This is a genomic window from Bordetella trematum (assembly GCF_900078335.1).
Lineage (GTDB): Bacteria > Pseudomonadota > Gammaproteobacteria > Burkholderiales > Burkholderiaceae_B > Bordetella > Bordetella trematum.
On sequence record NZ_FKBR01000046.1, the window covers coordinates 186175 to 202628 of the forward strand.

General features: G+C 66.1%; 16 protein-coding genes. 11 read left to right on the top strand and 5 right to left on the bottom strand.

Going from position 1 to position 16454, the window contains the following annotated elements:
- Nucleotides 1-22 precede the first annotated feature (22 nt).
- A complete protein-coding gene (gene dprA, locus A7V84_RS17910) occupies nt 23-1135 on the top strand; it encodes a DNA-processing protein DprA (RefSeq protein ID WP_025514029.1) in 1113 nt (370 codons plus the stop codon).
- Nucleotides 1136-1150: 15 nt separating this feature from the next.
- On the opposite strand, the gene A7V84_RS17915 is transcribed toward dprA, so the two are convergent.
- A complete protein-coding gene (locus A7V84_RS17915; protein ID WP_025514031.1) occupies nt 1151-1486 on the bottom strand; it encodes a hypothetical protein in 336 nt (111 codons plus the stop codon).
- 284 nt (nt 1487-1770) lie between these two features.
- Between A7V84_RS17915 and A7V84_RS17920 the strand changes: the two genes are divergently transcribed.
- Both A7V84_RS17920 and A7V84_RS17925 read left to right on the top strand, forming a co-directional pair.
- Nucleotides 1771-2679 (top strand): hydroxymethylglutaryl-CoA lyase, encoded by a 909-nt coding sequence (locus tag A7V84_RS17920; RefSeq protein ID WP_063491728.1) that lies wholly within the window; start codon nt 1771-1773, stop codon nt 2677-2679.
- Nucleotides 2680-2752: 73 nt separating this feature from the next.
- Nucleotides 2753-3229 carry a membrane protein gene (locus A7V84_RS17925; protein ID WP_025514034.1) on the top strand — a complete coding sequence of 159 codons (477 nt, stop codon included), beginning with the start codon at nt 2753-2755 and terminating at the stop codon, nt 3227-3229.
- Between the two features lie 129 nt (nt 3230-3358).
- On the opposite strand, the gene A7V84_RS17930 is transcribed toward A7V84_RS17925, so the two are convergent.
- A complete protein-coding gene (locus tag A7V84_RS17930) occupies nt 3359-4375 on the bottom strand; it encodes an amino acid ABC transporter substrate-binding protein (RefSeq protein WP_025514036.1) in 1017 nt (338 codons plus the stop codon).
- Between the two features lie 128 nt (nt 4376-4503).
- Entirely contained in the window at nt 4504-5745 is a 1242-nt protein-coding gene (locus A7V84_RS17935; protein WP_025514038.1) for an aminotransferase-like domain-containing protein, read from the bottom strand.
- Between the two features lie 205 nt (nt 5746-5950).
- Here A7V84_RS17935 and A7V84_RS17940 point away from each other — a divergent pair, with 205 nt between their 5' ends.
- Nucleotides 5951-6649 (top strand): YggS family pyridoxal phosphate-dependent enzyme, encoded by a 699-nt coding sequence (locus tag A7V84_RS17940; RefSeq protein ID WP_025514040.1) that lies wholly within the window; start codon nt 5951-5953, stop codon nt 6647-6649.
- 5 nt (nt 6650-6654) lie between these two features.
- Here the strand turns inward: A7V84_RS17940 and A7V84_RS17945 are convergent, their stop codons facing one another.
- Nucleotides 6655-7554 (bottom strand): LysR family transcriptional regulator ArgP, encoded by a 900-nt coding sequence (locus A7V84_RS17945; protein ID WP_025514042.1) that lies wholly within the window; start codon nt 7552-7554, stop codon nt 6655-6657.
- 222 nt (nt 7555-7776) lie between these two features.
- Between A7V84_RS17945 and A7V84_RS17950 the strand changes: the two genes are divergently transcribed.
- Nucleotides 7777-8415 carry a LysE/ArgO family amino acid transporter gene (locus A7V84_RS17950; RefSeq protein ID WP_025514044.1) on the top strand — a complete coding sequence of 213 codons (639 nt, stop codon included), beginning with the start codon at nt 7777-7779 and terminating at the stop codon, nt 8413-8415.
- 11 nt (nt 8416-8426) lie between these two features.
- On the opposite strand, the gene A7V84_RS17955 is transcribed toward A7V84_RS17950, so the two are convergent.
- Complete coding sequence (locus A7V84_RS17955) at nt 8427-9125, bottom strand: Crp/Fnr family transcriptional regulator (protein WP_025514046.1); 699 nt, start codon at nt 9123-9125, stop codon at nt 8427-8429.
- Nucleotides 9126-9287: 162 nt separating this feature from the next.
- Here A7V84_RS17955 and A7V84_RS17960 point away from each other — a divergent pair, with 162 nt between their 5' ends.
- The 6 genes from A7V84_RS17960 to A7V84_RS17985 all read left to right on the top strand — a co-directional run bounded on the left by A7V84_RS17960 (nt 9288) and on the right by A7V84_RS17985 (nt 16419).
- The gene (locus A7V84_RS17960; RefSeq protein WP_063491727.1) at nt 9288-11258 is read left to right on the top strand and encodes an AMP-dependent synthetase/ligase; all 1971 of its coding nucleotides are present in this window, start codon (nt 9288-9290) and stop codon (nt 11256-11258) included.
- A gap of 2 nt (nt 11259-11260) precedes the next feature.
- A complete protein-coding gene (locus A7V84_RS17965; protein ID WP_025514050.1) occupies nt 11261-12067 on the top strand; it encodes an ABC transporter ATP-binding protein in 807 nt (268 codons plus the stop codon).
- 16 nt (nt 12068-12083) lie between these two features.
- Entirely contained in the window at nt 12084-13013 is a 930-nt protein-coding gene (locus A7V84_RS17970) for a branched-chain amino acid ABC transporter permease (protein ID WP_025514052.1), read from the top strand.
- A gap of 16 nt (nt 13014-13029) precedes the next feature.
- Complete coding sequence (locus A7V84_RS17975; RefSeq protein ID WP_025514054.1) at nt 13030-14094, top strand: branched-chain amino acid ABC transporter permease; 1065 nt, start codon at nt 13030-13032, stop codon at nt 14092-14094.
- Between the two features lie 107 nt (nt 14095-14201).
- The gene (locus A7V84_RS17980) at nt 14202-15533 is read left to right on the top strand and encodes an ABC transporter substrate-binding protein (protein WP_033535141.1); all 1332 of its coding nucleotides are present in this window, start codon (nt 14202-14204) and stop codon (nt 15531-15533) included.
- Between the two features lie 55 nt (nt 15534-15588).
- Entirely contained in the window at nt 15589-16419 is an 831-nt protein-coding gene (locus tag A7V84_RS17985) for an ABC transporter ATP-binding protein (protein ID WP_025514057.1), read from the top strand.
- Nucleotides 16420-16454 lie beyond the last annotated feature (35 nt).

Below are 16454 nucleotides of genomic sequence, written 5' to 3' on the forward strand. Positions count from 1 at the left end.
CGCCTTCCCTCTGGTTTTCACCATGCCTCTGCTTCATGACCCTGACGAACTCGCCGCCTGGCTGCGCCTGTCGCTCGAGCCTGGCGTCGGCCCGGTGACGGCCTGCGGCCTGCTGCGCGCTTTCGGCCTGCCGCAGGCCCTGTATGCCCAGCGCAGCGCCGCCCTGATGCGCCAGCTGCCGCAGCCGCTGGCCCTGCAACTGGCCGCGCCCGCGCCGGCCGCAATGGCCGAACAGATCGCGCAAGCCCTGCAATGGGTCGAGGGCGAAGACCACTATGTCCTGACCCTGGCCGATCCCGGCTACCCCCAGGCCCTGCTCAGCATCAGCGATCCGCCGGTGCTGCTGTACGCCAAGGGCCGCCCCGCCTTGCTCAAGCAGCCCGCCCTGGCCGTGGTCGGCGCGCGTCACGCCACGCCCATGGGCGCGCAGAATGCGCGCGCCTTCGCCCGCCACCTCGCCAGCCATGGCTGGTGCGTGGTCAGCGGCCTGGCGCAGGGCATCGACGCCGCCGCCCACGAGGGCGCCCTGGCGGCCGGCGAAGCAGGCGCGGCCACCATCGCGGTGCTGGGCACCGGCGTGGACCGGGTCTATCCGGCCGCCAACCGCCAACTGGCCCATGCCATTGCGGCGCAGGGCCTGCTGCTATCGGAATTTCCCTTGGGAACGGGCGCGCAGGCTCATCATTTCCCGCAGCGCAACCGGCTGGTGGCCGGCCTGACGCGCGGCGTGCTGGTGGTCGAGGCGGCGCGCCAGAGCGGCTCGCTCATCACCGCCCGGCTGGCCGGCGAGAACGGGCGCGAGGTCTTCGCCATCCCGGGCTCCATCCATTCGCCGCTGTCGCGCGGCTGCCATGCCCTGATCCGCCAGGGCGCCAAGCTGGTCGAAACGGCACAGGACATCACCGATGAACTCGGCAGCCCGAACCCGTCGCCACGCCCTGCACAAGCTGCCCAGACGCCGCCAGCGCCGCATCCGGCCCTGCTGGCGTGCCTGGGTCATGACCCGCGCCACCCGGATGAACTGGCTGCGGAAATGGCGCTCGACATGGCAACGCTCAACGCCCAGCTCACCGAGCTGGAACTGGCGGGCTGGGTGGCCCGCCTGGAAGACGGCCGCCTGCAGCGCTTGCGCTGAGGCGGCGCGCGGCGCTTAACGCACCCCGGCAGACTTCAGCTCATCGCACATCTGCTTTTTCTGTTCGGCGCTGGCCTGGCTGATGGCCTGCTTGCCCTGCGCCTCACCGGCCGCAAAGGCCGCTTCGAACGCCGCGCCCGACATGCCGTTCTCGGCCAGCGCCTTCTGTTGCTTCGCTTTCAGGTCACGCAGCTGGGCATCGGTATAGCCGCCGCAGGACAGGGCCGCTGCCTGCATGACACCGCCCATGCGGGCCTGGTTGTTGAGCGCATCGGCGCCCTGCGCCATGGCAGCACCTGCCGCCAGGGACAGCGCAGCCGCGAGGGAAACATTCCGAAGATAAGTCCGCATATACCCAACCTTGATTCGAGATTGATCAACGCAGAAGGCTTGCCGCCTTCCGCCCGATTCGCGCTCCTGCCGACCGGGCGAACCCCGGGCAGCAGGCCGATCCGACCCAGGATAGCCCGCCCCTGGGGCCAGGAAAGCGACATTTAATTAATTCTTACCAAACATCGCCCGTCAGCAAATAAATCGAACAATTGGCCGGCCTCCCTTTGCTGCGCCGCCGCCCTCGCGGCTGCTCTACACTAGGCGGATTGCGCCGCCGGCGGCGCCCCGAATCAGGAACAGACATGTCTTTGCCCACCCGAGTCAAGATCGTCGAAGTTTCACCGCGCGACGGCCTGCAGAACGAAAAGGAATTCGTCCCCACCGACATCAAGGTCGAGCTGGTGGACCGCCTGACTGTCGCGGGCTTCCCCAATGTCGAGGCCGCCTCGTTCGTCTCGCCCAAGTGGGTGCCGCAGATGGCCGACGGCGCCGAAGTCATGGCCCGCATCACGCGCCGCCCCGGCACGCTGTATTCGGTGCTCACGCCCAACATGAAGGGCCTGGAAGGCGCCCTGGCCGCCGGCGCAGACGAAATCGTGATTTTCGGCGCCGCCAGCGAAGCCTTTTCACAGAAGAACATCAACTGTTCAATCGCCGAATCCATCGCCCGCTTCGAGCCGGTGGCCGCCGCCGCGCGCGAAGCCGGCCTGCGGGTGCGCGGCAGCATCAGCTGCGCCCTGGGCTGCCCTTACCAGGGCGATGTGCCCATCGAGAGCGTGGTTGACGTGGCGCGCCGTTTCCAGGCGCTGGGCTGCGATGAGTTCGACGTGGCCGACACCATCGGCGTGGGCACGCCGCGCCGGGTGCGCGACGTGATGGCCGCCGTCAGCGCGATCATCGATCCGGCGCGCATCTCGGGCCATTTCCATGACACCTATGGCCAGGCCCTGGCCAATATCCTGGCGGCCATGGAAGCCGGCATCGGCATCTTCCACACCTCCGTCTCCGGCCTGGGCGGCTGTCCCTACGCCAAGGGCGCCACCGGCAACGTCGCCACCGAAGACGTGCTCTACCTGTTGCGCGGACTGGATATCGACACCGGCGTGGACTTCGATGCAGTGGTCGACACCGGCCAGTGGATCGCCGCCCACCTGGGCCGCAAGGGCTCCAGCCGGGCCGGCAACGCCGTGGCGGCCAAGCGGGCTGCCTGAAGCCGCAGGCCGCTGCTGCCCGGGCCAGGCCGGCGGCCAGCGTAGAATGCGCGTTTACCGCCGGAGCCCCGCCATGACCACGCCTACTGCCGCGCCTTCGGCCCAAGACCACGCCGCGTTGCTGCGCGAGATCGGCCCCCTGCCCCTGTCGGGCCAGGCCTGGCCCGATTGGGTGCGTATCCTGGCCTGGATCCTGCTTGCCCTGCTCGGCATGCAGCTCATCAGCACCGGGATCCGGATGCCCGCCAGCCAGCTCAACACCATCCTGGCCGCAGGCGTGGGGCTGTGCTTCCTCGGCCTGGCCGTGGTGTCCTGGAACATGCAGGTTTCCATCACCACCATCGACGAGCGGGGCCTGCGCCAGCGCTGGTTCACCCGGCGCGAAGTCGCCTGGGAAGACATCCAGTCCGCCAGATTCGTGCCGCTGTTGTTTTCCAAGCGCCTGGTGATCTTCACCCGCCGGGGCCGCCCCATCGTGTTCCAGGGCGGCACGCGCGAATTGCAGTCCGCCTTCGCCAGGATTTCCCAGCTTTACCGCCGCCCCCTCTGAGCGCAGGCCGCCGCACTGACGGCGCTGGCGCTGCTGCGGAGCTGCCTGGCAGCCCGCCGGCAGGCCACCCGACCCTGTGCGGCCGGGCGATGAGCCGGCCGACCGCGCCTGACGACGCGGTCCGGCCTATCAGCGGATGGGCAGGGCGTACATCAGGCCGCCATCGGCCCACTGCGCATTCAGGCCGCGCTTGATCTTCAGCGGACTGCCCTGGCCGACGTTACGCTCGAAGCTTTCGCCGTAATTGCCGACCTGCTTGATGATGTTATAGGCCCACTTCTCGTCCAGGCCCATGTTCTTGCCGGCGCCCGGCGTCACGCCCAGGATGCGGCGCACGTTGGGATTGTCGCTCTTGAGCTGCTCGTCGACGTTGGCCGTGGTCAGGCCGTACTCTTCGGCCTCGATCATGGCCGCCAGCGTCCAGCTCACGATGTTCAGCCAGGCATCATCGCCCTGGCGCACGAACGGCCCGAGAGGCTCCTTGGAGATGATTTCCGGCAGCACCACGTAATCATCCGGCTTCTCCATCTTGGAAATACGGATCGAGGCCAGGCCCGAGGCATCCGTGGTGAACACATCGCAGCGGCCGGCGGCAAAGGCGTTGACCACTTCGTTGAACGTTTCGATCACCACGGGCTTGTAGGTGATCTTGTGCGCGCGCGCCCAGTCGGCCAGGGTGTTCTCGTTGGAGGTGCCCGTCTGCATGCAGATCGTTGCGCCATCGAGGTCCTTGGCGCTGTTGACGCCCAGTTTCTTCGGCACCATGAAGCCCTGGCCATCGTAGAAGTTGATGCCGGCGTGGATGATGCCCAGCGCCGTGTCGCGCTGCTGGGTCACGCTGGTGTTGCGCGTAAGCACGTCCACTTCGCCGGATTGCAGTGCGGTGAAACGCTGCTGCGAATTCAGGGGTACGACCTTGATCTTGTTGGCGTCGCCCAGCACGGCAGCCGCCACCGCCCGGCACAGATCGACGTCCAGGCCGCGCCAGACGCCCTGCGCGTCAGGCGCCGAAAAACCTGCAAAGCCGGTGGTGGTGCCGCACACCACGGCATCGCGCTTCTTGACGACGTCCAGGGTGGCCGCTTGCGCGCCCTGCAGGCCGGCCAACGCCAGCGTGGCTGCGGCAGCCAAAGTCGTGATCTTCATACCGTACTCCTCTTTTTTTCAGCAAGGCGCCCTGCGCCGGAACATTCGCAAGCGTAACGGCAGGCATGGCGCGCGCCAAATAAGCGATCGCCACGCCCTTATAACCACCGCCTCTGAAGCGTCGCGCCTCAGGCCGGCAGCGTGATCGAGACCGGCGCACCCGCCTCGCAGGCCTTGAGCGCCTGGGCCAGGCGCCGGATCCCCAGCGCAATGCGTTCCTCGTTCATGGTGGCGAAGGACATGCGCATGGCGTAGGGGTCGGCCTGCGTGCCTTCGACATAGAACGACGAGCCGGGCACATAGACCACCTCGTGCTCGATGGCATAGGGCAACAGGCGCGTGGCGTCGATATCGCCGGTCAGGCGGGCCCAGAAGAACATCCCGCCTTCGGGCTTGGAAAACGCCACTTCGCCCGGCAGTTCGCGCTCCAGCGCCTCGGCCAGCGCATTGCAACGCGAGCCGTAGGCTGCGCGGATGTGCGGCACATGCTTGGCGTAGCTGCCATTGTCCAGGTACTGCGCCACGATTTCCTGGATCCAGACCGGGCAGGCCATGTCGTCAGCCGATTTCGCCGTCACGCAGCGGCGGCGCACCGCCTGCGGCCCGACCAGCCAGCCGATCCGCAGGCCCGGGGCCATGGTCTTGGACATGCTGGAGATATAGACCGCCCAATTGCGCTGTTCGCCCTGGGCCAGGGCGGCGATCGGCGGCACGGTCTCACCCGAAAAACGCAGTTCGCCGTAGGGGTCGTCCTCGACGATCAGAAAACGGTGCTTGACCGCCAGATCCAGCAGGCGCAGGCGGGCCTGGCGGGTCAGCGTGGCGCCGCAGGGGTTGGAAAAGGACGCCACCACGCAAACCATCTTGGGTTTGACCTCGGCAGCCAAGGCATCGAGCGCATCCAGATCGATCCCCTCGGGGCCGGACGCCACCGCATGCACGGTCGCGCCGGTGTAGCGCAGCGCCTGCAGGGAATTGGGGAAGCTCGGGTTCTCCAGCACGGCATGATCGCCCGGCTGCAGCATCACCCGCGCCAGCAGCGCCAACGCCTGCTGCGAGCCGCCCGTCACCAGCAGCTCCGTGTCGGGATCGCAGGCCAGGCCGCGCGCCTCGGTCAGACGGCCCAGCTGGTGACGCAGGCTGGCTTCGCCATCGACGTTGGAATACTGCAGACAGGCGCCCAGACGCCCGAGCACCTGGATGCTGGCCTCACTCAGGCCGGGAATGTCGAACAGTTCCTGGGCGGGATAGCCGCCCGCCATCGAGATGGTGCCTTCGCGCAGGGCGTAGGGCATCAGCGAGCGGATCGGCGGGATATAAGGAGCCTGGAAAGCCGAGGCAAAGGCGTAGTCGGGTGCAGCAGTGGACATGGCGGCGATTGAAGGCGCTGGCGCAATGAGAGAAGTCGGCCCTTCGCCACGCCAGGCCGGCCTGTGAAGGGAAGTGTCAGAATCTTTCCTGATTCTATGCGGCCCATTGCCGGCGGGCAACGCACCTGCGTGGCGCGGCCCGCCCGCAGGCATACACTATGCGGGTTCGCCCCGCCCAGGGGCTGCCCCTTCCGCAGAGATTCGCATGACCGACTCCATGGCCAGCCGCCTGGCCGCCATCGAACATCGCATTTCCCAGGCCTGCCAACGCGCCGGCCGCGCCCCAGGCAGCGTGGCGCTGCTGCCAGTTAGCAAAACCTTCGACGCCCGGGCCGTGCGCGAGGCCGCCGCCCTGGGCCTGCGCCGCTTCGGCGAGAACAAAACGCAGGAGATCCGCCAGAAGGCCGATCCTCTGGCCGACCTGGGGTTGTCCTGGGTCATGATCGGCCACCTTCAGACCAACAAGGCCAAGGATGTCGCGCGCGACGTGGCCGAGGTCCAGTCGCTCGACCGGGCGGATCTTGCCGATGCCCTGCAACGCCGCCTGCACGATGCCGGCCGCAGCCTGGATGTGCTGGTGCAGATCAAGACCTCGCCCGAGCCCAGCAAGTTCGGCCTGGACCCCGAAGCCCTGCCACAGATGCTCGCGCACCTGCAGCAGCACTGCCCGGCCCTGCGCGTGCAAGGCCTCATGACCATGGCCGTCAACAGCGACGATCCGGCCGCCGTGCGCGCCTGCTTCAGGCGACTGCGCGAACTGCGCGAACGCCACGCCACCGCGGCGCTGCCGCTGGCGCGGCTGTCCATGGGCATGAGCGGCGACTTCGAGATCGCCATCGAGGAAGGCTCGACCGAGGTCCGCATCGGCAGCGCCCTGTTCGGCGCGCGCAGCTATCCCGCCTGAAGCCCTCAGCGCTTGCGCACCAGGGCGCCGGCGGCCGCCAGCACCGAATCGGTCAGCGCCTGCATGGCCTGCGAGTTGAGCCGCCAGTGCTGCCAGAACAGCGGCACATCCTCCCAGGCGCGGGCGCGCAAAGGCTGCAGGCGGCCGCTGGCCAGCTCGTCCTGAATCATGGGCAGCGGATTCATGGTCCAGCCCAGACCATCGAGCGTGGCCATCACGAAGGCACGCGAGGACGGCACCCACCAGACCGGCGGCTGCCAGGGTTCGCTACCCATGATGCGCCGCGCAAAGCGCGCCTGCAGGCCGTCCTTGCGGTTGAACACCAGCACCGGCGCATTGGCCAGCGTGCGGGCATTCACGCCGCCCGAAAAATAACGCTCGCGAAACGCCGGCGAGCAGGTCGCCACATAGCGCATGCTGCCCAGGGCATGGATGCGGCAGCCCTGCACCGGCTCGGCCAGCGTGGTGACGGCGCCCAGCACCGAGCCGTTGCGCAACAGCGCGGCCGTGTGATCCTGGTCTTCGGATTGCAGATCCAGGGTAATGCGCGAGCGCGCCGCGAAACGCACCGCCGCATCCACGAACCAGGTTTCCAGACTGTCATGGTTGACCGCCACCGGAATGCTGGCCTGTGTACCCTCGTCCTCGGGCATGCCCAGACGCAACATCGCATCGTGTTCCAGCACGGCCATCTGCTCGGCCAGCTGCACCAGCACCTGGCCATCGGCCGTGGCCCGGGCCGGCACCGTGCGCTGCACCAGCAGACGGCCGCTGCGGTCCTCCAGCGCCTTGATGCGCTGCGAGATGGCCGAGGGCGTGACATGCAGCGCGCCGGCCGCGCGCTCGAAGCTGCCTTCGCGCACCACGGCGGCCAGCGCCCGCAGGTGATCGTGATCGAATTTCATGAAAGCGCACTCCCTGTGAGCCGCAAAACCATCGTGCCAATTCCGAGGATCGGAAAGCGAAAAAGGGACATATTAAGAATTGCTTAATATGGTTTATGGAAATTAGCTGTATTTCATATCCAGGACAAGCCAGAATAGCCTCAACTTCATGGCGGCGCCCGGATACGGCCTAGCGGCATCCCGGCGCCTTGTCATTTCCCCCTTTTGTTTGCAGCGCCGACCATGTTCACCCTCGCCTCTCCCGCTTTCCTGACCGCCTGGGCCAGTGGCACCGCTACCGGCCTGGGCCTGTTCGCCGTCGTGGGCGCGCAAAGCGCCTTCGTGCTGCGCCAGGGCCTGATGCGCGCGCATCTGTTCACGGTGCTGCTGACCTGCGCCCTGATCGACGCCGTGTTCATTTTCGGCAGCGTCTGGGGCCTGCAGCGCCTGACCGAAATCATCCCCGGCCTGACTCAGGCCATCCTGTGGTTCGGCGTGACCTTCCTGGCCTGGTACGGGCTGCAGTCGGCGCGGCGCGCCTGGCGCGGCGGCCCGCTGGCCCATTGCCGCGAAGCCGTCCCGTCACGCCGTGCGGCGCTGCTGGGCGCGGTGGGTTTCTCTTTGCTCAACCCGCACTTCTGGCTCGACATGGTGGTGGTGGGTTCGCTGGCCCACGGGTTTGCGGACGCACGCATCGCTTTCGCCGCCGGCGTACTGACCGCCTCGGTGATGTGGCTGGCCGTGCTGGGCGTGGGGTCGCGCCTGTTTGCGCCCTTTTTCACTGATGCGCGCGCCTGGCGCGTGCTGGACGGCCTGATCGCCGTGGTGATGCTGCTGCTGGCCTGGTCGCTGGCCACGGGCGACCTGGCCCAGGCCGGCTGATCTCCGCAGCGCTAGTCGTCTTCCAGGCCCGCCACGTCGGCGCCATACCCCTTCAGGCCATCGAGGTTGAGCACGCGCACCGCGCCGTACTCGACCTTGAGCAGGCCCGCATCTTCCAGCTTGCGCAAGGCCTGGTTGGCGCGCTGGCGCGAGACCCGTGCGAGATAGCCGACCTCTTCCTGGGTGATCGTCAGGCGCATGCCCATGCCGGGATAAAGCATGGGATTGAAGAGCTCCGCCAGGCAGCGCGCCACCCGCGCATCCGGATCGAGCAGGCGGTCATACTCGGCCTTGCCGATGAACTGCGCCACGCGCTCATTGAGCTGGTGCAGCAGATAACGATTGAAGGCGATGCTGGTGTCCAGCAGCCATTCGAAGGTGGGCGCCGGCAGCCGCGCCACCACCGAATCACGCAGGGCCACGACGTCGTACTTGCGGATCTCGCGCTTGAGCAGCGAGCCCTCGCCGATCCAGCCCCCGGCCGGCACGCCGGTCAATGAGGCCACCTTGCCTTCGGCATTGCCGACCGACACTTTCACCAGCCCCGCCAGCACGCCGATCCAGGCCTGGGCGAGTTCACCCTTGCGCTCTATGATCGTTCCGGCCTGTGCGTGCTGCACGGAGATGTCGCGCTCGACCCGCGCCCGCTGTTCGCTGTCGAGCTCTCGGAACCAGGCTGCGGCAAGATGTAGCGAGTCGGTGAGCTGCATCGGGAATACCCTAAAAGTTCCTCGAATGTCGTGGTGGTGACAGTTGGCGACAACCCAACCTTATACCTTAACTGCAGCCGTAAACCTAAAACGAACTGGTCATGCGCCTGAACGGAAGCCTTTCGGCTGCCGTCGCCCGGCGCGCGAACCGGAGGAGACAACGTGGCGCATTCCCAGCCCTCGGCAGGACCGGCCGTGGCGCAGACATTTCCTGCACTATTGCTCGAACATGCCAGCGCGCGAGCCTCGCAGCCTGCGATCCGCGAGAAAGATCTCGGCATCTGGCAAACCCTTACCTGGGCCGAAGTGGCCGAACACGTGCGTCTGGCCGCCCACGGCCTGGCCGTGCTGGGCATCGGCACCGGCATGCACGTGGCCATCGTCGGCGAGAACCGCCCGCGCCTGTACATCGCCATGATGGCCGCACAGGCGCTGGGTGCGATCCCCGTGCCGCTTTACCAGGACGCCGTGGCGCAGGAGATGGTCTATGTGCTGCAGGATGCCGAGATCAGCGTCGCCGTGGTCGAGAACCAGGAGCAGGTCGACAAGATGCTGGAGGTGCGCGAAGACTGCCCCGCCCTCAAGCATGTCGTCTATGACGACCCGCGCGGCATGCGCAACTATCACGACCCCATGCTGCTGTCGTTCGAGACGCTGGAGCAGACCGGCCGCCAGCATGCCGACAAGCACCCGGACTTCTATCTGCAGACGGCGCGCAACGTCAAGCCGGACGACACTGCCGCCATGTTCTACACCTCGGGCACGACCGGCAAGCCGAAAGGCGTGGTGCTGACCCATCATGCGCTGATCGATCGCGCTCGCGCCGTGGCCGAGATGGAGGGCCTGGGTGACCGCGAGGACGTGCTGGCCTATCTGCCGCCGGCCTGGATCGGCCAGAACATGTTCTCGTACACGCAGCTGCTGGTGTCGGGATTCACGGTCAACCATCCCGAGTCGCCCGACACGGTCGCCATCGACATGCGCGACATCGGGCCGACCTATTACTTTGCGCCGCCGCGCGTGCTGGAAGAACTGCTGACCCATGTGATGATCCGCATGGAAGATGCCGGCCGCCTCAAGCGCAAGCTGTTTCACCTCTGCATGAATCTGGCGCGCCGAGTGGGCACCCGCATTCTTGACGGCGAGTCCGTCAGCGCCTGGGACCGCCTGCGCTACCGCCTGGGCGACATCCTGATCTACGGTCCCTTGCGCAACGCCCTGGGCATGAGCCGCGTACGCGTGGCCTACACGGCGGGCGAGGCCATCGGCCCGGATCTGTTCGTTTTCTACCGCTCGATCGGCATCAACCTCAAGCAGCTTTACGGCTCGACCGAGACCTCGGTATTCGTCTGCGTGCAGCCCGATGGCAAGGTGCGCGACGATACCGTGGGCCCGCCCGTCAAGGGCGTGGAAATCCGCGTGGCCGACAACGGCGAGATCATGGTCAAGAGCCCGGGGCTGTTCAAGGAGTACTACCGCAACCCCGCCGCCACGGCCGAGGCGCGCGACGAGAACGGCTGGTATCACACTGGCGACGCGGGCTATCTCGACGCCGACGGCCAGCTCAAGATCATCGACCGCGCCAAGGACGTCGGCAAGCTGGCCGACGGCAGCCTGTTCGCACCCAAGTACATCGAGAACAAGCTCAAGTTCTTCCCCCACATCAAGGAGGCGGTAGCTTTTGGCGCCGACCGCGACCAGGCCTGCGCTTTCATCAACATCGACCTGGAAGCCGTCGGCAACTGGGCCGAACGCCGCGGCATGCCCTATGCCGGGTACACCGATCTGGCCGGCAAGCAGGAAACCTATGACCTGATCCGCGACTGCGTCGAGAAGGTCAATGCCGACCTGGCTCAGGACCCGCGCCTGACGGCTTCGCAGATCCATCGTTTCCTGATCCTGCACAAGGAGCTGGACCCCGATGATGACGAGCTGACCCGCACCCGCAAGGTGCGCCGCGCCTTCATCGCGCAGAAGTACGGCGTGCTGATCGATGCGCTCTACAGCGGCAAGGATCGTCAGTTCATCGAAACCGAAGTCAAGTTCGAGGATGGGCGCACCGGCAAGATTTCGGCCGACCTGCGCATCAGCCCGGCCAAGACCTATCCCGCCATTCCCGCCAAGGCCGCGTAATCATGAGCACATCCACCCGCGACCAGCAGATCGGCGAGGTCATGCTGGACATGCAGAACATCTCGCTGTCGTTCGGCGGCGTGAAGGCGCTGACCAACATTTCCTTCAACGTGCGCGAGCACGAGATCCGCTCCATCATCGGCCCCAACGGCGCCGGCAAGAGCTCGATGCTCAACGTCATCAACGGCGTGTACACCCCGCAGGAAGGCGGCATCATGCTGCGCGGCGAACGCTTCAGTAAGATGAACCCGCGCCGTGCCGCCGAAATGGGCATCGCCCGCACCTTCCAGAACCTCGCGCTCTTCAAGGGCATGAGCGTGCTGGACAACATCATGACCGGGCGCAACCTGCGCATGAAGTGCGGTCTGCTGGCCCAGGCGCTGCGCCTGGGGCCGGCCGAACGCGAGGAAATCGCGCACCGCGAGTACGTCGAGAACATCATCGACTTCCTGGAGATCCAGGCCTATCGCAAAGTACCCGTCGGGCGCCTGCCCTACGGCCTGCAAAAACGTGTCGACCTGGGCCGCGCGCTGGCCATGGAACCTCGCCTGCTGTTGCTCGACGAGCCAATGGCGGGCATGAACATCGAAGAGAAGCAGGACATGAGCCGCTTCATCCTGGATGTGAACGACGAGTTCGGCACCACCATCGTGCTCATCGAGCATGACATGGGCGTGGTGATGGACATCTCCGACCGGGTCGTGGTGCTGGACTACGGCAAGAAGATCGGCGATGGCACCCCCGACGAAGTTCGGGGCAATCCGGACGTGATCCGCGCCTATCTGGGCGTGAGCGCGGACCAGGGCTGAAGGGACGGGACAGACGATGGGATTCTTTCTGGAAACCTTTTTGGGCGGTCTGATGAGCGGCATGCTGTATGCGCTGATCGGGCTGGGCTTCGTACTCATTTTCAAAGCCTCGGGCGTATTCAACTTCGCCCAGGGCGCCATGGTGCTGGTGGCCGCGCTGTCGATGGCCCGATTCTCCGAGTGGATACCGCAGTGGCTGGGCTTCCAGAACATGCTGGTGGCCAACGTGCTGGCCTTCATCATCAGCGCCGCGCTGATGTTCCTGCTGGCCGTGCTGATCGAGCGCCTGGTGCTGCGCCACCTGGTCAACCAGGACCTGACCACCCTGCTGATGGCCACGCTGGGCATCAGCTATTTCCTGGACGGTTCGGGCCAGATCATCTTCGGGAGCTCGGTCTACTCGATCAACGTGGGCATGCCCAAGGAGCCCTGGCTGGTGCTGGACTCGGTGTTCGAGGGCGGCCTGCTGATCAACCTCGAAGACCTGACCGCCGCGCTGATCGCCGCGCTGCTGGTGGCCGCGCTGGCGCTGTTTTTCCAGTTCACTTCCACCGGCCGGGCGCTGCGCGCAGTGGCCGATGACCACCAGGCCGCGCAATCCATCGGCATCCCGCTCAATCGCATCTGGGTCATCGTCTGGAGCGTGGCGGGCCTGGTGGCGTTGGTGGCCGGCATCATCTGGGGCTCGAAGTTCGGCGTGCAGTTCACCCTGTCCACGGCGGCGCTGCGCGCCTTGCCGGTGGTCATTCTGGGCGGGCTGACCTCGGTGCCGGGCGCCATCCTGGGCGGGCTGATCATCGGCGTGGGCGAGAAGCTCTCGGAGGTCTATCTCGGCTCGCTGGTCGGCGGCGGCATCGAGATCTGGTTCGCCTACGTGCTGGCGCTGGTGTTCCTGCTGTTCAGGCCGCAGGGGCTGTTCGGCGAAAAAATCATCGATCGAGTCTAGGCCGGAGGCTATCAACATGTTTTATCGTGAAAACGGCCAGTTCAAAACCAACTACCGGGCCGACCAACAGATCTTCCCCATCCGCCAGGACCGCATCTTCTTCGCGCTCCTGATGCTGGTGGCCTTCGTGGCCGTGCCGATGCTCTCGAGCGACTATCTGCTGCGCGCCATCCTGATTCCCTTTCTGATCCTGTCGCTGGCGGCGGTGGGCCTGAACATCCTGGTGGGCTATTGCGGCCAGATCTCGCTGGGCACCGGCGCCTTCATGGCGGTGGGCGCCTATGCGGCCTGGAACATCGGCGTGCGCTTTCCCGGCTCGCCGCTGCTGGTGCAGATCCTGATCGGCGGCGGCTTCGCCACGCTGGTGGGCGTGATCTTCGGCATTCCCAGCCTGCGCATCCGGGGCCTGTACCTGGCCGTGGCGACGCTGGCCGCGCAGTTCTTCGTCGACTGGGCGTTTCTGCGCATTCCCTTCTTCACCAACTACTCGTCCTCGGGCAACGTCTCGGTGCCGCCGCTGACCGCCTTCGGCCTGCCGGTGCAGACCGCCCTGCAGAAGTACCTGTTCGTGCTGATCCTGGTGGTGGTGTTCACGCTGCTGGCCAAGAACCTGGTGCGCGGCGCCGTCGGCCGCCAGTGGATGGCCATCCGCGACATGGACGTCGCTGCCGCCGTCATCGGCATCCGCCCCATGTACGCCAAGCTGTCGGCCTTCGCGGTCAGCTCCTTCATCGTCGGCGTGGCCGGCGCACTGTGGGGCTACATCCACCTGGGCTCATGGGAGCCGCTGGCCTTCGACCTGGGCCGTTCCTTCCAGCTGCTCTTCATGGTCATCATCGGCGGGCTGGGATCGATTCTGGGCAGCTTCTTCGGCGCCGCATTCATCGTGCTGGTGCCGGTGGTGCTGACCAACCTGCCCCACCTGTTCGGGCTGTCGCTGTCGGTCGACACGGCGGCCCACGTCGAACACATGGTGTTCGGCGCGCTCATCGTGTTCTTCCTGATCGCCGAGCCGCATGGCCTGGCACGTCTGTGGAGCATAGGCAAGGAAAAGCTGCGCATCTGGCCGTTCCCGCATTGACCTGACGCGGGCCGGGCAACCCTCCCGGTTCGCGCCACCCCTCACAACCCGGCTACAGACCGGGCCAACCCCGGTGTTAGACAAGCACCACGCAGGAGGTATTGGAGATGAAGCGTCTTAACCTGAAACTGGCCGCCGCCGTACTGGCCGCATCCGGCGCAATGGGCGCCATCGCGACGCCCGCCATGGCAGCCGAAGAGCAGTTCGTGCCGCTGATGGTGTATCGCACCGGCTCATTCGCTCCCCTGGGCATTCCATGGGCCGACGGCAAGCTCGACTATCTGAAGCTGGTCAATGAGCGTGACGGCGGCGTCAACGGCGTGAAAATCGCCTACGAGGAATGCGAAACCGCCTATGCCACCGACCGGGGCGTGGAGTGCTACGAGCGCCTCAAGGGCAAGGGTACCGGCGCCTCCGGCTTCGACACCCAGTCCACCGGCATCACCTTTGCGGTGACCGACAAGGCCTTCGTGGACAAGGTGCCGGTCGAGACCATGGGCTACGGCCTGTCGCAGTCGGCCGACGGTTCGGTGTTCGAGTGGAATTTCCCGCTGCTGGGTACCTACTGGACCGCCGCGGACTCGATGATCCAGGACATCGCCAAGAAAGAAGGCGGCATGGACAAGCTCAAGGGCAAGAAGATCGCCCTGGTCTACCACGACTCGCCCTACGGCAAGGAGCCCATCCAGCTGCTGCAGAAACGTGCCGCCAAGGAAGGCTTCGAGCTGTTGCTCTATCCGGTGACCGCCCCGGGCGTGGAACAGAAGTCCACCTGGCTGCAGATCCGCCAGCAGCGTCCCAACTACGTGCTGCTCTGGAGCGCCGGCATCATGACGCCCACGGCCATCCGCGAAGCGCAGGCCAGCGGCTATCCGCGCGACAAGATGTACGCCGTCTGGTGGGCGGGCTCGGAAGGCGACGTGCGTGACCTGGGCGACGTGGCCAAGGGCTACAACGCCATCACCATCCACAACAGCGGCGGCACCGGCAAGGTCTATGACGATCTGAAGAAGTACGTCTACGACAAGGGCCAGGGCTCCGACAAATCCGGCACCACCACGCTGGGCACCATTGCCCACACGCGTGGCATGATGATCTCCATGCTGCAGGTCGAGGCCATCCGCGCCGCGCAGGAAAAATTCGGCAAGGGCAAGGCGCTCACGCCCGAGCAGGTGCGCTGGGGCTTCGAGAATCTCAACCTGACCAAGGAGCGCCTGGACGAACTGGGCTTCGGCGAGATCATGCGTCCGGTCAAGACCAGCTGCAGCAACCACATGGGGGATGACTGGGCCCGCATCGTGCAATGGGACGGCAAGAAGTTCAACGTCGTCTCCGATTGGTACCAGGCCGACAAGAGCATCATCGACCCCATGGTCAAGGAGCTGGCGGCCAAGTACGCCAAGGAGAAGAACATCACTCCGCGCCAGTGCCAGGACTGATGTGCAGCGCGCCGCCGGCCAAGGCCGGCGGCCTTTGTATCCCGCAGGAAACGCCATGACCGACGCCACCCCTACCCCTTCCGCTCCGATCCTGCTCGATGTGAACGGCATCGAAGTGATCTACAACCACGTCATCCTGGTGCTCAAGGGTGTGTCCCTGCGTGTGCCCGAGGGCAGCATCGTGGCGCTGCTGGGCGCCAACGGCGCGGGCAAGACCACGACCCTGCGCGCCGTCTCCAACCTGCTCAAGGGCGAGCGCGGCGATGTGACCAAAGGCTATATCCAGTACCGCGACGAGCGCATCGAACGGCTTTCGCCGGCCGAGCTGGTCAAGCGCGGCGTGGTGCAGGTCATGGAGGGCCGCCATTGCTTCGCCCACCTGACGATCGAAGAGAACCTGCTGACCGGCGCCTACACCCGCAACCTGTCGCGCGCAGAGGTCGACGCCGCGCTCGAGCGGGTTTATCAGTACTTCCCCCGCCTCAAGCAGCGCCGCGGCAGCCAGGCCGGCTACACCTCGGGCGGCGAACAGCAGATGACCGCCATCGGTCGCGCACTGATGGCCAGCCCCAACATGATCCTGCTGGACGAGCCCTCAATGGGCCTGGCCCCGCAGATCGTCGAAGAGATCTTCGAGATCGTGCGCGATCTCAACCAACGCGAGCGCGTCAGCTTCCTGCTGGCCGAGCAGAACACCAACATCGCCCTGCGCTACGCCGACTATGGCTACATCCTGGAGAACGGCCGCGTCATGATGGACGGCGCGGCCGCCGACCTGGCCGAGAACGAAGACGTCAAAGAGTTCTACCTCGGCATCTCCAGCGGCGAGCGCAAGAGTTTCCGCGACCAGAAGTTCTATCGCCGCCGCAAGCGCTGGCTCGCCTGACCCGGTTTCACCGTCAAACCCACCCACGCGCACAC

Excerpts from the sequence above, each read along its gene's own strand:
- A7V84_RS17925 (WP_025514034.1), top strand. The coding sequence starts at position 2,753 with ATGACCACGCCTACTGCCGCGCCTTCGGCCCAAGACCACGCCGCGTTG.
- A7V84_RS17930 (WP_025514036.1), bottom strand. The coding sequence starts at position 4,375 with ATGAAGATCACGACTTTGGCTGCCGCAGCCACGCTGGCGTTGGCCGGC.
- A7V84_RS17955 (WP_025514046.1), bottom strand. The coding sequence starts at position 9,125 with ATGCAGCTCACCGACTCGCTACATCTTGCCGCAGCCTGGTTCCGAGAG.
- A7V84_RS17915 (WP_025514031.1), bottom strand. The coding sequence starts at position 1,486 with ATGCGGACTTATCTTCGGAATGTTTCCCTCGCGGCTGCGCTGTCCCTG.
- dprA (WP_025514029.1), top strand. The coding sequence starts at position 23 with ATGCCTCTGCTTCATGACCCTGACGAACTCGCCGCCTGGCTGCGCCTG.
- A7V84_RS17970 (WP_025514052.1), top strand. The coding sequence starts at position 12,084 with ATGGGATTCTTTCTGGAAACCTTTTTGGGCGGTCTGATGAGCGGCATG.
- A7V84_RS17975 (WP_025514054.1), top strand. The coding sequence starts at position 13,030 with ATGTTTTATCGTGAAAACGGCCAGTTCAAAACCAACTACCGGGCCGAC.
- A7V84_RS17940 (WP_025514040.1), top strand. The coding sequence starts at position 5,951 with ATGACCGACTCCATGGCCAGCCGCCTGGCCGCCATCGAACATCGCATT.
- A7V84_RS17950 (WP_025514044.1), top strand. The coding sequence starts at position 7,777 with ATGTTCACCCTCGCCTCTCCCGCTTTCCTGACCGCCTGGGCCAGTGGC.
- A7V84_RS17945 (WP_025514042.1), bottom strand. The coding sequence starts at position 7,554 with ATGAAATTCGATCACGATCACCTGCGGGCGCTGGCCGCCGTGGTGCGC.
- A7V84_RS17935 (WP_025514038.1), bottom strand. The coding sequence starts at position 5,745 with ATGTCCACTGCTGCACCCGACTACGCCTTTGCCTCGGCTTTCCAGGCT.
- A7V84_RS17920 (WP_063491728.1), top strand. The coding sequence starts at position 1,771 with ATGTCTTTGCCCACCCGAGTCAAGATCGTCGAAGTTTCACCGCGCGAC.
- A7V84_RS17965 (WP_025514050.1), top strand. The coding sequence starts at position 11,261 with ATGAGCACATCCACCCGCGACCAGCAGATCGGCGAGGTCATGCTGGAC.
- A7V84_RS17980 (WP_033535141.1), top strand. The coding sequence starts at position 14,202 with ATGAAGCGTCTTAACCTGAAACTGGCCGCCGCCGTACTGGCCGCATCC.
- A7V84_RS17985 (WP_025514057.1), top strand. The coding sequence starts at position 15,589 with ATGACCGACGCCACCCCTACCCCTTCCGCTCCGATCCTGCTCGATGTG.